The following is a 13,214-nucleotide window of genomic DNA, read 5'->3' on the forward strand; positions in this document are numbered from 1 at the left end:
CGCGTGAGCACACCGGCCGCGGGCGGAGGGGCCCTCACCCGCGCCCTTCCGGGCGCGGGGCATCCCCCCCCACGTCGAAGGGACGACGAACGCCCATGTTCCATCCCAGACGCACCCTCCGCGCCCTGCTGCCGCCGCTCGTGGCCGGGCTCGCCCTCACCGCCCTGCCCGCCCAGACCGCGACGGCCGCGAGCACCCTCACCAACGCAGGCTTCGAGACCGGCGGTTCGGGCGCCGCCACCCCGGCCGGCTGGTCCGAGTACGGCGACACGGCCGCCTCGTACACGGAGGCCGGCGGCCGCGGCGGCGGTCACCGCCTGTCCCACTGGTCGTCCTCCGCCTACCGGGTGGAGACCTACCAGCACCTGTCCGGTCTGGCGGGCGGCGACTACCGGCTCACCGCCTGGGTCCGCTCCGGCGGCGGCCAGAACGCCGCGTACCTCGCCCTGAAGAACTGCGGCGGCGCCGAGCAGCGCACCGACCTGCCGGTCTCCGACTCCGGATGGATACGGATCGTCGTGCCGGTCAGGGTGACGAACGGCCAGTGCACGATCAGCGTCCACAGCGACGCCAACGCGGGCAACTGGATCAACGTCGACGACCTGACCTTCACCCGCGGCACCTCGGGCCTGCCGGTCAAGGGCGCCGACATCTCCTCCCTGCCCAAGAGCGAGGCCAGGGGCGGGGTCTACCGGACCGCGTCCGGCGCCGCCGGCGACCCGGTCGCGATCCTGAGGTCGGCCGGCATGAACTACGCCCGCCTGAAGGTCTGGGTGAACCCGGCCGACGGCTACAACGACAAGGCGCACGTCCTCGCCCTGGCCAAGCGGATCAAGGCGCGGGGCATGAAGCTGCTGGTCGACTTCCACTACTCGGACGCCTGGGCCGACCCGGGCAAGCAGACCAAGCCCGCCGCCTGGGCCGGACACGGCTACGAGCAGCTGAAGAAGGACGTCTACGACCACACGTACGACGTCCTCGACGCCCTCAGGAAGCAGGGCACCACCGCCGACATGGTGCAGGTGGGCAACGAGATCAACGGCGGCATGCTCTGGAACGAGGGCTCCACGGCCGACTGGACCCGGCTCGCCGGACTGCTCAACTCCGGCTACGACGCGGTCAAGGCGGTCAGCCCCGCCACGGTGGCCGCCCTGCACCTCGCCGAGGGCGGTGACCTCGACGGCACCCGCTGGTGGTTCGACAACGCGGTCTCCCACGGAGTGAAGTTCGACGCCATCGGCCTGTCGTACTACGGCTACTGGCACGGCACGCTGCACGACTTCCAGACGACCCTGGACGACGCGGCCGGCCGCTACGGCAAGCCCGTCTTCGTCGCCGAGACGGCCTACCCGTTCCGTCTCGACAGCGAGGACGGACTCGAGAACATCATCGACCTCGAGGGTGAACTCGTCCCCGGCTACCCGGCGACCACCACCGGCCAGACCCGCTGGATGAACGACGTGGCGAGCATCGTGGAGGCCGTCCCGAACGGCCGGGGCCTCGGCGTCTTCTACTGGGAGGCCACCTGGACCGCCCGCAGCGGCAACGGCTGGGACCCCGCCGACCCGTCCTCCGGCAACGGCTGGGAGAACCAGGCGCTGTTCGGCTACGACGACCGCGTGCTGCCCGCGACGGAGTGGTTCCGCCACCGGTGAGCCCGCCGGCCCCGTACCGCCGGCCGGCGGTACGGGACCGAACGGTCCTCGCGCACAGGCCGGTCGGGCCCCGGACAAGGCACCCGGGGCCCGGGACACGGAGCCCTCGCGCACGGCAGAGTGGAAGGGCTCCGGAGCACGAGGCCCGGCGCGGAGGTGTACGAGATGCTGAGGACCCCCGTCGACGGGACGCGACTGCGCATCCTGACGCTGCTGAGGGAACAGGACGCGGCGGCCGACGGCCTGCCCGGGGAGACCGTCGCCGCCCGGCTCGGTCTGCCCCGCCCGGCGGTCCTCGCCCACCTGCGGCTGCTCACGGCCCTCGGCCTGCTGCGCACCGGCCGCTCCGCCGGGGGTGTGCGCTACCGGCGCGACGAGGTGCGGATCGCCGAGGTGACGCAGCTGTTCGAGAAGGGCTGGTAGTCCTTGGGGCCGCGACCCGCCCCGCCCGGGGGCGTTACGCTGGTCCCGAGCGAGGAGGAGACGTACGACGGTGACAGTCCCGGAGACCGGGGGCCCGCGGGTCCGCGCCGCCCTCCGGGCCCGGACGCCCGTCGTCGCCGCGGTCGCGCTCGGCGGGGGAGCGGGGGCGGTGGCCCGGTACGCGGCGTCCCTGTGGTGGCCGGCACCGGCGCACGGGTTCCCCTGGACGATCCTCTGGGTCAACGTCGCCGGCTGCGCCGTCATCGGCGTGTTCATGGTGATCACCACCGAGGTCCGCACCGCCCACCCCCTCGTCCGCCCGTTCTTCGGCACCGGCGTCCTCGGCGGCTTCACCACCTTCTCGACGTACGCCGTCGACGTCCGGAACCTGCTCGACGGCGGCGAGGCGGCCACCGGGCTCGGGTACCTCGCGGCGACCCCGCTCGCGGCCCTCGCCGCCGTGTGGGCGGCCGCCGCGGCGACCCGCCGCGTCCTGACCGGGAGGCGGCCGTGACACGGCTGACCGGCACCGTCCTCCGTCTGACCGTGTACGTCGGCGAGAACGACACGTGGCACCACCGGCCCCTCTCCTCGGAGATCGTCCACCGGGCCCGTGCCGCCGGACTGGCGGGGGCGAGCGTCTTCCGCGGCGTGGAGGGCTTCGGCGCCTCCTCCGTCGTCCACACCTCCCGGCTGCTGTCCCTGAGCGAGGACCTCCCGGTGGCGGTGGTCGTGGTCGACACCGAGGAGCGCGTGCGGGCCTTCCTGCCGGAACTCGACACCCTCGTCACCGACGGCCTGGTCCTCCTCGACCGCTGCGAGGCGGTCCGGTACGCGGGCCGCGGCGGGGGCACCGGCGCCACGGACCGGAGGGGCGGGGCGCCGCGGTGAACTGGCTGTACGTGATGCTGGGCGGCATGATCGGCGCCCCGCTGCGCTACCTCACCGACCGCGCGGTGCAGTCCCGGCACGACTCGGTGTTCCCCTGGGGGACCTTCACGGTCAACGTCACCGGCAGCCTGCTCCTCGGCCTGCTCACCGGTGCGGCGGCCGCGGGAGCGGCGGACCCCCGCCTCCAGCTCCTGCTCGGAACGGGCCTGTGCGGCGCCCTGACCACCTACTCCACCTTCTCCTACGAGACCCTCCGGCTGGCCGGGACCGGTGCCCGCGGCCACGCCGCGGTGAACGTCGTGGCGAGCGTGGCGGCCGGCCTGGGCGCGGCCTTCGCGGGCGCGGCCCTCGCCCGCGCCGTGTGGGGGTAGGGCCTGTCCGGCGGATCGTGCCGGAGACGCCGGGCCCGGCACGCCCGTCCGCGGTGTTGTCGTCGGCTGCCGACGCCCCGTCGCCCTCCTCCGCCTCGCGGCCGGACGCACCGGGCCCCGCCCACCCGGGCTGGGGGGCGCCGTCGGTCTCCTCCGCCTCGATCCGCCGGACGGACCCTGGCGCCCCCCGCGCAGCGGTTCCCCGCTTGACAGCGCCCGGGCCGCCCCCGCACCATCGGGCCCGTGAACCTGTCAGACAGCCAGACAGGTGGTGTGGGCCCGCGGCGCGTCAGCGCGATGGAAGCGGTGCTCGCCCACCTCCGCGGCGCCATCGAGCGCGGCGCGTACGCGATCGGCGACAAGCTGCCCTCCGAGGCCGAGCTGTGCCGCACCCTCGAGGTCTCCCGGCCCGTGCTCCGCGAGGCGCTGCGGGCCCTGCAGACCATGGGGCTGACCGTCTCCAGGGCCGGCAGGGGCACCTTCGTCGTCGCCGACGCCGTCGAGGACCCCACCTTCGGGGACTACGCGGCCGGCGACCTCCTCGAGGTGCGCCGGCACGTCGAGATCCCGGTCGCCGGATACGCCGCCGTGCGCCGCACCCCGGAGGACCTGGACCGGCTGACCCGTCTGCTGGACCGGATGGAGCGGGAGACCGACACCGCGGTGTGGGCCGCGATGGACACCCTCTTCCACCTCGCCGTGGCCGAGGCGGCCCGGAACCCGGTGTTCCGTCGGGTCATCGAGGAGATCCGGGACGCGCTGGCCCGCCAGTCCGCCTTCCTCAACGAACTCGGCGGACGCCGCGAGCAGTCCGACCGGGAGCACCGGGCGATCGTCGAGGCGATCGCCGAGGGCTCCGAACAGGGGGCGGTCGACGCCATGACCCACCACCTCGAGCGCGTCGAGACGACCCTCACCGCCATCGTGCGCCCCGCGCGCACGTCGACCCACGACTCCCCCCGGGCAGTGTGATGCACAGCAGTCTCCCCGCGGACGCACCCCTGATCCGCGAGCCCCTCCACGTCCCCGTCGCCCACCTGATACGCGGCGGGGTCGTCGAAGGCGTCCACCACGGCTCCGTCGTCGTCCTCGGCCCCGACGGCGAGGTCGGCCTGCGGCTCGGCGACATCGAGGCCGCCTGCTATCCGCGCTCCGCGCTCAAGCCCGTCCAGGCGGTGGCGATGGTCCGCGCGGGACTCCCGCTCGAGGGCGAGCTGCTGTCGCTCGCCGCGGCCAGCCACTCAGGCGAGGAGCGCCACCTCGCCGGCGTCCGGCGCGTCCTGGAACTCGCCGGACTGACGGAGGACGACCTCCGCAACGTCCCCGACCTGCCGTTGGACCCGGCCGTCCGGGACGCCTGGGTGCGCGAGGACCGCCCGCCGTCCCGGCTCGCCCAGAACTGCTCCGGCAAGCACGCCGCCATGCTGTACACGGCCAGGCTGAACGGCTGGTCCCTCGACGACTACCTCGACCCCGCCCACCCCCTCCAGCAGGCGATCGCCGAGATCGTCGAGGACCTCACCGGGCAGCGCGTCGCCACGGTCACCGCCGACGGCTGCGGGGCGCCCCTGTTCGCCGTCTCCCTGCACGGGCTGGCCCGCGCCGCCGCGCGGATCACCACCGCCGTGCCCGGCACCCCCGAGGCGCGCGTCGCCGACGCGATGCGCGGCCACGCCGAGATGGCCTCCGGATCCGGCCGGGACGTGGCCGCGCTGATGCGGGCCGTGCCCGGGCTGCTCGCCAAGGACGGCTTCGAGGGCGTCCAGGTCGCCGCGCTGCCCGACGGCCGTGCCGTCGCGGTGAAGATCGCCGACGGCGCGTCCCGGGCGCGCGTCCCGGTGGCCGCGGCGGCGCTCGCGCGCGCCGGAGTGGACCCCTCGCTGCTCGGGGAATTCGCGGGGGAGCCGCTGCTGGGGGGCGGGCGGCCGGTCGGCGAGGTGCGGCCGGTGCCGGCGCTCGATCCGGTGCTCGCACCGGCGTGCCTCTGATCGTCCACGGAGCGGCGCACCGCCGGGTCCGCGGCTCCGGCCCCGCACCACCGGTCAGTCCGCCGGCACCGGGCCCCACCGAAGACGCAGGAGCAGTGCCGTCCCCGCGCCGCCCAGCAGTGCGGCGCCCGCGATCGTCCAGGACGGCGGCCGCCCCGGGCCGCCGTCCCGCCGTGTCACCGGCACCGCCGCGGACTCCGCCTCCGGACCCGGCAGCGGCTCGTCGCGCAGGGCGTCCAGCGAGCCCACCGGGTCGACCCGTCCGGCCGCCCCGAACCCCCAGTCCAGGAGCGAGCGCGCCTCCTCGTACACCGCGTGCCCGTCGCCCGAGCGGGGGTTCATGACCGACACCACGAGGGTGCGGCCGCCCCGGCGCGCGGCCGCCACGAGAGTGTTCCCGGCGTCGCTGGTGTAGCCGTTCTTGATCCCGATCAGGCCCCGGTAGGGTGCGACGCCGTCCGCGCCGGTGAGCAGCCGGTTGGTGTTCACGATCCCGTAGGAGCCGCCGTCGCGGCCCGGGAAGAACGCCTCCTTCCTGGCGCAGTACCGCGCGAACTCGGGGTTGCGCAGCCCGGCCCGGCCGAACACCGCCAGGTCGAACGCGGACGACACCTGGCCGGGCGCGTCGTAGCCGTCGGGCGACTTCACCCGCGTGTCGCGGGCGCCCAGCGCGCGTGCTTCGGCCTGCATCCGCTCGGTCGTGGCCCGCAGGCCGCCGGTCAGCGCGGTCAGCACGTGCACCGCGTCGTTGCCGGAGCTGAGGAAGACGCCGTTCCACAGGTCGGCCACCCGGTACGTACGGTTCTCGGCGACCCCGACGAGGCTGCTGCCCGGGCCGACGCCCTCCAGTTCCCTCGCGTCGACCCGGTGCCGGATGCCGGCCGGCAGGGCCGGCAGCACGGTGAGGGCGAACAAGGTCTTGAGCGTGCTGGCGGGCGGCAGCCTGCGGTGCGCGTCGTGCGCCGCCAGCACATCGCCGGTGCGGACGTCGGCGACCAGCCACGAGCGGGCGGACGGATCCGGGAGCCCGGGAGCCCCGGGACGCGGACGGACATGCGTGCCGGGCCGGTACAGCAGCGACGGGGCCGCGGCCGTCGCCCGGGGCCCGGGATCCACGCCGCCGATCGCCACGGCGGGCGCGGTCGCCAGCAGATGCGCCGTGCAGAGCACCCAGGTCGACACGGCAGCCCGCGAAGCAAATCCGATAGTCATACCGCAAACGTAGGAATGGCCCCCCGGATCACCGTGCTGCCCCGGCCGGGGGCCGTCCGCGAGCACCCGGATGCCGCACGCCGGCGCCGCGTCAGCCGCCCGGCCCTCGAGGCGGGTGGCCTCGGTCGGGCCGCCCCGGTCGCCGCACACGCCCTCCACGAGGTCGCCCCTGCGCAGGCCGTGGCGGCGCGGCGGTGCGGGGGAGGCGGACGGGGTGCACGGCGGGGATGCCGATCGTGCTGTGCCACCCGGTGGAGGGTGTGGGGAGCCGCCCTGGGGCCGGGGTCTCCTCTGGGCTGATCCGATGTTCAGCCCCGAAGGCCCCCGCCTGCGTGAACTCCTCGCTCAGGCGCTGTCGTCCGTCGAGCACGGCTACGACCTCCTCGCGCCGAAGTTCGACCACACCCCCTTCCGCACGCCCGACTCGGTGCTCGACGCCACCGCCTCCGCACTGCGGCGGACGGGCCCCTTCGACACCGGCCTCGACCTGTGCTGCGGCACCGGAGCGGGCGTCGAGGTGCTGAGCCGGGTGTGCCGGGGGAGCGTCACCGGGGTCGACTTCAGCGCCGGCATGCTCTCCGTCGCGCGGCGGCGCGCGCGGCCGCCGGGTCCGCCGGTGCGCTGGGTGCGGGCGGACGCGCGGGCGCTGCCGTTCGGGCCGGTGTTCGACCTCGTGGTCAGCTTCGGCGCGTTCGGGCACTTCCTGCCCCGTGAGGTGCCGGTGCTGTTCGCGCAGGTCCGCTCGGTGCTGCGACCGGGCGGACGCTTCGTCTTCCCCGTGGTCGCGCCGCCCCGGCCGGGCTCCCCCACCTCCGTGATGCTGCTGGGGTTCGACACCGTGATGCGGGTGCGCAACGCGGTCCGGCGCCCGCCGTTCGTCATGTACTACCGCACCTTCCGCCTCGGCGACGTACGGCGCGAACTGACCCGCGCCGGATTCCGGGTGGAGCTGTGGCCGCTGCCCGAGTTCGGGCGGCGCCGGGACGGCAGCCCGAAGGTCCGGCTGGTGGTCGCCGGGGCGCAGGAGGCCGCCGCGCCGCCCCCGGAGCCGGTCAGCGGGCGGCCGGCACCGTGAACTCGTAGACCAGGGCGTCCTCCTGGGCGTCCATGACGAGTTCGGTGATCTCCAGGGGGCGGGCGTACTGGTCGTGCACCCGCCGGGTGACCCGGACCGACGACGTCCCCGCGACCGGCGTGATGGTGTCCCGGTGATGCAGGGTCAGGCCCGCCCGGCGCATCCAGTCGTAGGCCCGCCGCAGCTCCGCCGCACCGGTGCCGTCGGCCCGGTCGCGGTAGCGGGCCAGCTCCTCGACCTCCGCGAGCGCCACCGCGGAAAACGATGTCACCGCCGCCCGCAGTTCCCGCCCGTCGGCCGACGCGGACCAGTAGCGGTGCACCAGCGTCGGCCGGGCCGGGGCCGCTCCCAGGACCTCGGCGTGCCCGGGCGGCGGGGTTTCCCAGGCCACGGTGGCCCTGGCCACCGCGCCCCGGCCGGCGCACCGCGCGCCGAGCGGGAAGCCGGCCGACGCGGGCGTCTCCACCGGAGGGCCGGGCAGTGTGGCGTGGCTGCCCCGCCGGTCGGTGGCGACCAGTCCGTCACGGCGCAGCACCTCCAGCGCCTGCCGTACGGTCTCCCTGCTGACCTCGAAGTGCTCGGCCAGCCGCCGCTCGCCGGGGAGGCGTTCGCCCGGCGGAACCGTGCCGTCGCGCAGTTCGCCGAGCAGCTCCGTCGCGATCCTCCGGTAGATCGGCTGTCCTTCGGTGAGCGGGTGGTCGTGCGGGGTGGTGCGGGCCATGCCGCGCCTCCTGTTGATGACGGTCCGTAGCCGCGCGGGCTCGTTGCGCCACCACATCTAGCATTGGTCTACACCACCAGGGAAGGGCGGTCCGGCAGTTCGGCCGGAACCGTACGGTCCCTCAGGTGTACGAGCGCATCCAGCGCAGCTTGGCCGCCTCCTGGAACGGGCCCCCGCCCTCGTGGTCGTTGAAGTCGTACACCTCGATCGCCTTGTCGTCGTGCGCCCAGGCGTTGAAGGCCCCGAACACCGTCGAGGGCGGGCAGGTCTGGTCCTCCAGGGCCGCCGAGAACAGCGCGGGCGCGCTGCCGCGGGCGGCGAAGTGCACGCCGTCGAAGTAGGACAGCGTGCGCAGCACGTCCTCGAAGCGGCCGCGGTGCGTCTTGAGGTAGGAGCCGATCTCCCGGTACGGCTGCCGGTCGGTGAGCGTGGTCGCGCGCGGGAAGTCGCAGAGGAACGGCACGTCCGGCGCGATGCCGGCCAGGTCCGGGACCAGGCCGCCGACCGCGATGGCGATGCCCCCGCCCTGGCTGGCGCCCACGGCGACCGTGCGGCTCGCGTCGGTCAGCGGGTGCGACCGCGCAGCCTCCACCGCCCGTACGGCGTCGGTGAACACCCGGCGGTAGTAGTAGTTCTCGGGGGCGTCGATGCCGCGCGTCATGAAACCGGGGTAGGCGGGAGCGCCGCCCACCGGATCCGCCGTGCCGCCGCCGGCGCCCCAGGCGCTGCCCTGGCCCCGGGTGTCCATCACGAAGTGGGCCCGGCCCGTGGACGCCCACAGCAGGTGCTCGTGCGGCAGTCCGCGGCCACCGCCGTACCCGATGAACTCCACCACCAGCGGCAGCGGGGCCCCGGCGTCGGCGGGCAGGGTCAGCCAGCCCTTGACGGGGTGACCGCCGAACCCGGCGAACGTCACGTCGAGGACCCGCACCGTCGACAGGCCCGTGTCGACCGGCTCGAAACGGGCGTCCAGGTCGTACGCGCGCGCCTCCTCGAGCGTCTTGGACCAGAACGCGTCGAAGTCCTCGGGCGCGGTGGACGCGCTGCGGTACTCGCGCAGTTCGTCGAGGGGGAGGTCGAACAGGGCCATCAGGGACCGCCTTCGTGAAGAGACAGTGCGAAGCGGTGACACCGTACGCGGATCACTGGCGCAATCGCCAGAGGTTCCGGGGAAAGTCCCAGGTGGTGGGCATGGAAAGCGATTGCCGTCGCGGGTGGGTGCGGCGGTGCGGGAAGGCGCGGCCGGGCTCCTCGCCGGAGCCGGGGCGCGGGGGCCGGACGAGCGCGCACCCCCTCGTCGGTATTACCCCCTCCGGCCACCTCCCCGGGGCCCACAGCGTCCCCCTCGGCCGGCTGGACGCGGCCCTGCCCGCCCTGAGGACCGCCGCCGGCCGCGGCGACCTCCTCGTGGTGTGCGCCTCCGGCGCCCGCTCCGCCACCGCCTGCCGGCGCCTGGCCGGGCAGGGCATTCCCGCCGCCGCCCTCACCGGCGGCACCACCGCGTGGGCCGGGCCGGGCCACGACACCCACCGCCCCGCCGGCGCCCGCGCCCCCTGGGCCGTGGACCGCCAGGTCCGCCTCGCCGCCGGAACCCTCGTCCTGGCCGGACTGCTGGCCGGACGCCGCCGGAGCGCGGCGCGCCTGCTGTCCGCGGGTGCCGCCGGCGGCCCGGTCCTCTCCGCCCCGACCGACACCTGCGGCATGGCCGGGATCCCCGCCGGGCTCCCCCACGACCGGCCCGCGGCCACCGATCCGGACGCCACCCTCGCCGCCCTGACCGGTTGGCCCCGGGGTGACGAAGGGGCCCGGCCGCGGCGCCACGACGGGCCTTCGGCCGGGGCGGGCCGGAACCGCCGTCGCGGCGTGCGCGGCCGGTCCTCCGCGGCGGACCGGTCAGCCGAAGCGCTCGATGCGGATCCGCTCCACCGGCTGACCCGCCGCCACGAGCAGCCTGGAGGCGTGTTCCGCGAAGGAGTTGGAGCCGCACACATAGGCCTCCCACCCACCGGGCGGCTGCTCGGCCAGGAGCGGCGCCACATGTGCGGCCGTCATACGTCCCACGGGCACACCTTCCGGGGCGCTCCGTGTGAACACCCGAGTCGTCTCCGCGCCGAACTCCCGTGCGTAGATCAGTTCCTCGGGGCTGCGGGCCGACACCACCAGCCGCAGCGGCAGTCCCATGGCCCGGGCCCGGTGGTGCCGCACCATCGACATCAGCGGGACCACGCCGGAGCCGGCGCCCACCAGCAGCGCGGGCCGGTCGCCCGGCCAGGCGAAGAACCCGCTGAGCGGGCCGCGCACCTCGACGCGGTCACCGGGGCGGGCCACCGTGTGGAACCAGCCCGAGACCTCGCCGCCCTCGACGCGGTCCAGGGTCAGCTCGATGTGCCCGTCGTCGTCCGGCGCCGACGCGATCGAGTAGTGGCGCTGGGCCACATAGCCGTCCTCGGCGGTCAGCCGCAGCAGCAGATGCTGCCCGGGCAGGTGCCCCGGCCAGCCGGGGACGGCGAACCGGAAGGTCGCCGCCCGAGCGGTCTCGCGGCGGACCCCGGTCAGGGTCGCCGTCCGCCACACGGACGCGGTCTGCTCGCTCACACCGATCCGCCCGGGCACCGCGAACCGCGTCGGCGGGACGAAGCGCTCCGGCGCGTCCCGCGGCGTCCGCCTCACCGGCGTCGTCGGCTCAGTCACCGGAGTACCTCTGCTCCTCCCAGGGGTTGCCGCGCGCATGGTAGCCGTTGCCCTCCCAGAAGCCCGGCTCGTCGTGGTCGAGGAGCCGCAGCCCCGCGATCCACTTGGCGCTCTTCCAGAAGTACAGGTGCGGCACGACCAGCCGCGCCGGTCCGCCGTGCTCGGGGGGCAGCGGCCGCCCGTCGTACTCCCAGGCGATCCAGGCCCGGCCGCCGGTCACGTCCGCGAGCGGCAGGCTGGTGGTGTAGCCGGTGTGCGCATAGGCGACCACATGTGTGGCCGACCCATGGGGCCGGACCACGTCGAGAAAAGCGTCCAGGGAGACGCCCCCGAACCGCACCCCGAACTTCGACCAGCTCGTCACGCAGTGGATGGCGCCCTCGTACGCCGAGGGCGGCAGCGCGTGCGCCTGCTCCCAGTCCCAGGTGCGGGGCTCCGCGACCAGCCCGTCGATCCGGAAGGTCCAGTCGGCGGGCGCGAGGTCGGGCGTGACCTCGGCGGACAGGACGGGCCACTCGTCACCCGCGTCGTACTGGCCCGGCGGCAGTCCGGGATTGTGCACGCGGGGGCGGCCGGTGAAGCCTCGGGTGATGTTCACGTGATCGGCGATTCCGTTGCGACTGGTGCTCAAGTGTTTCCGTGTTCAACGGTACGGGGTGCTCGCGCCCGGCGCGGTACGGGCCCCGCCGGGGACACGGCCGGGCGGACGGCCCCGCCGGGGGCCGGACCGGGCGTTGTGGCGCTCCGGCACATCCGGCGGACCGGCGCAGGTCCTCCTCCGGTCGGTCCGCGGGCCGCTCCCCGAAGGCCGCGCGGCGGCTCCCGGTCACCCGGGCCGGGAGGCGCCGGCCGGCCGTCAGCCGCACCACCTGCACCCGGTGGTCCTCCGGGGCCGGGCGCCGCTCGACGGGGCCGGACCGCTCCGGTGCCGTCACCCGGCGGCTCACCGTCGACTCGTCCGGCGCGCGGCGGGCGGCCGGGCCGGTCGCCCGGCGGCCGCCGCTCGTCTCCGGACGCCCGGGCAGCGTGTACGACACCGGCGACAGTTCGGGGTGCGCGCCCGGCCGACGCGCGGGCACGGCGGGCGGGACCGTCATCGCGCGCCGGACGGTCTCCACCGCCTCGGCTGCGTCCATCCGTGCGCACCTTCCTTTGCGACACCGGTCCCGGGAGCGCCGTACAGCGGCGGTGATCGTCGGGTAGGGTTGCCGTCCGGCTGCGGACCGCCCCAGCCGGGGACGCCGAGGAGGTGAGACCCATTACCGCTGTGTCAGGCCGGGTGCTCTTGCCTCGAAGCGACGCGGACCACCGGGAGTAGGTGGCCGCGGGAGCGCCCTTCGGTTCTCGAAAGGTCCACGCTCTTGTCGCACATGCCGTCCCACCCGTCCCCCTCTCCCCGCGCCGTCCCGCCGGCCTCCTCCCGGGCCGCCGTCGTGGCCGCGCTCCGCGCCGCCGGCTGCGTCTTCGCCGAGGACGAGGCCGAGTTGATCATCGCCGCCGCGCCCACCCCCCAGGACGTCGTCTCGATGGCCGAGCGCCGCGCGGCCGGACTTCCCCTCGAACTCGTCGTCGGCTGGGCCGAGTTCCACGGCCGCCGCATCACCGTGGAACCCGGCGTCTTCGTGCCCCGCCGCCGCACCGAGTTCCTCGTCGAGCAGGCGCTCGCCCAGGCGCCCGGCGCGTCCGTCGTCGTGGACCTGTGCTGCGGCTCCGGCGCCGTCGGCGCGGCCCTGGCCGCCGCGCTCGGCACGGTCGAACTGCACGCCGCCGACATCGACCCGGCCGCCGTGCGCTGCGCCCGCCGCAACGTCGCCGCACTCGGCGGACGGGTCCACACCGGCGACCTGTTCGCGGCACTCCCCGGCGAGCTGCGGGGCCGCGTCGACATCCTCGCGGCCAACGTGCCGTACGTGCCCAGTGACGAGATCGGTCTGCTGCCCCCGGAGGCCCGCGACCACGAGCCGCTGGTCGCGCTCGACGGCGGCGCGGACGGCCTCGACGTGCTGCGCAGGGTCGCCGCCGGGGCACCCGGGTGGCTCGCGCCGGGCGGCTGTCTCCTGGTGGAGACCAGCAGCCGGCAGGCCCCCGCCGCCGTGGGCGTCCTCACCGGCGCCGGTCTGCGGACCCGTCTGGCCGCCTCCGACGAGCGGTACGCCCATGTGGTGATCGGCGTGAGGCCGTAGGACC

General features: G+C 75.5%; 14 protein-coding genes and 1 pseudogene. 10 read left to right on the forward strand and 5 right to left on the reverse strand.

Going from position 1 to position 13,214, the window contains the following annotated elements:
• Positions 1–95 precede the first annotated feature (95 nt).
• From ABTY20_RS11680 to ABTY20_RS11710, 7 genes are all read left to right on the forward strand, one after another.
• Complete coding sequence (locus ABTY20_RS11680; RefSeq protein ID WP_351996798.1) at positions 96–1,655, forward strand: glycoside hydrolase family 53 protein; 1,560 nt, start codon at positions 96–98, stop codon at positions 1,653–1,655.
• A gap of 165 nt (positions 1,656–1,820) precedes the next feature.
• Positions 1,821–2,078, forward strand: coding sequence for a helix-turn-helix domain-containing protein (locus ABTY20_RS11685; RefSeq protein ID WP_351996799.1), 258 nt, complete (start codon positions 1,821–1,823; stop codon positions 2,076–2,078).
• Between the two features lie 70 nt (positions 2,079–2,148).
• Positions 2,149–2,592 (forward strand): fluoride efflux transporter CrcB, encoded by a 444-nt coding sequence (gene crcB, locus ABTY20_RS11690; protein ID WP_351996800.1) that lies wholly within the window; start codon positions 2,149–2,151, stop codon positions 2,590–2,592.
• Positions 2,589–2,969 (forward strand): DUF190 domain-containing protein, encoded by a 381-nt coding sequence (locus ABTY20_RS11695; protein ID WP_351996801.1) that lies wholly within the window; start codon positions 2,589–2,591, stop codon positions 2,967–2,969. Before crcB (ABTY20_RS11690) ends, ABTY20_RS11695 begins: the two co-directional genes overlap by 4 nt.
• Positions 2,966–3,340 carry a fluoride efflux transporter CrcB gene (gene crcB, locus ABTY20_RS11700; RefSeq protein ID WP_351996802.1) on the forward strand — a complete coding sequence of 125 codons (375 nt, stop codon included), beginning with the start codon at positions 2,966–2,968 and terminating at the stop codon, positions 3,338–3,340. Before ABTY20_RS11695 ends, crcB (ABTY20_RS11700) begins: the two co-directional genes overlap by 4 nt.
• A 243-nt stretch (positions 3,341–3,583) precedes the next feature.
• On the forward strand, positions 3,584–4,312 hold the full coding sequence (locus ABTY20_RS11705; protein WP_351996803.1) for a FadR/GntR family transcriptional regulator: 729 nt from the start codon (positions 3,584–3,586) through the stop codon (positions 4,310–4,312).
• A complete protein-coding gene (locus tag ABTY20_RS11710; RefSeq protein ID WP_351996804.1) occupies positions 4,312–5,328 on the forward strand; it encodes an asparaginase in 1,017 nt (338 codons plus the stop codon). Before ABTY20_RS11705 ends, ABTY20_RS11710 begins: the two co-directional genes overlap by 1 nt.
• Before the next feature lie 54 nt (positions 5,329–5,382).
• Here ABTY20_RS11710 and ABTY20_RS11715 read toward each other — a convergent pair whose 3' ends face one another.
• Positions 5,383–6,540 (reverse strand): D-alanyl-D-alanine carboxypeptidase family protein, encoded by a 1,158-nt coding sequence (locus ABTY20_RS11715; protein WP_351996805.1) that lies wholly within the window; start codon positions 6,538–6,540, stop codon positions 5,383–5,385.
• 304 nt (positions 6,541–6,844) lie between these two features.
• Here ABTY20_RS11715 and ABTY20_RS11720 point away from each other — a divergent pair, with 304 nt between their 5' ends.
• On the forward strand, positions 6,845–7,615 hold the full coding sequence (locus ABTY20_RS11720; protein WP_351996806.1) for a class I SAM-dependent methyltransferase: 771 nt from the start codon (positions 6,845–6,847) through the stop codon (positions 7,613–7,615).
• Here ABTY20_RS11720 and ABTY20_RS11725 read toward each other — a convergent pair.
• Complete coding sequence (locus ABTY20_RS11725; RefSeq protein WP_351996807.1) at positions 7,593–8,336, reverse strand: GntR family transcriptional regulator; 744 nt, start codon at positions 8,334–8,336, stop codon at positions 7,593–7,595. The genes ABTY20_RS11720 and ABTY20_RS11725 overlap by 23 nt on opposite strands.
• 121 nt (positions 8,337–8,457) lie before the next feature.
• The gene (locus ABTY20_RS11730; protein WP_351996808.1) at positions 8,458–9,426 is read right to left on the reverse strand and encodes an acetylxylan esterase; all 969 of its coding nucleotides are present in this window, start codon (positions 9,424–9,426) and stop codon (positions 8,458–8,460) included.
• A 101-nt stretch (positions 9,427–9,527) separates the two neighbouring features.
• Here ABTY20_RS11730 and ABTY20_RS11735 point away from each other — a divergent pair.
• A pseudogene (locus tag ABTY20_RS11735) lies at positions 9,528–10,118 on the forward strand (rhodanese-like domain-containing protein); the annotation flags it as partial.
• Positions 10,119–10,229: 111 nt separating this feature from the next.
• Here the strand turns inward: ABTY20_RS11735 and ABTY20_RS11740 are convergent.
• Together ABTY20_RS11740 and ABTY20_RS11745 are read right to left on the reverse strand one after the other, a co-directional pair.
• Positions 10,230–10,949: a ferredoxin reductase gene (locus ABTY20_RS11740; RefSeq protein WP_351996844.1), complete on the reverse strand. Its 720-nt coding sequence runs from the start codon at positions 10,947–10,949 to the stop codon at positions 10,230–10,232.
• Positions 10,950–11,019: 70 nt separating this feature from the next.
• On the reverse strand, positions 11,020–11,625 hold the full coding sequence (locus tag ABTY20_RS11745) for a sulfite oxidase-like oxidoreductase (protein WP_351996809.1): 606 nt from the start codon (positions 11,623–11,625) through the stop codon (positions 11,020–11,022).
• 772 nt (positions 11,626–12,397) lie between these two features.
• On the opposite strand from ABTY20_RS11745, the gene ABTY20_RS11750 reads away from it, so the two are divergent.
• Entirely contained in the window at positions 12,398–13,210 is an 813-nt protein-coding gene (locus tag ABTY20_RS11750) for a putative protein N(5)-glutamine methyltransferase (protein WP_351996810.1), read from the forward strand.
• The last annotated feature ends 4 nt before the right edge of the window (positions 13,211–13,214 follow it).

The sequence above is a fragment of the Streptomyces sp. NPDC126497 genome, from assembly GCF_040302425.1.
Classification (GTDB): Bacteria; Actinomycetota; Actinomycetes; order Streptomycetales; family Streptomycetaceae; genus Streptomyces.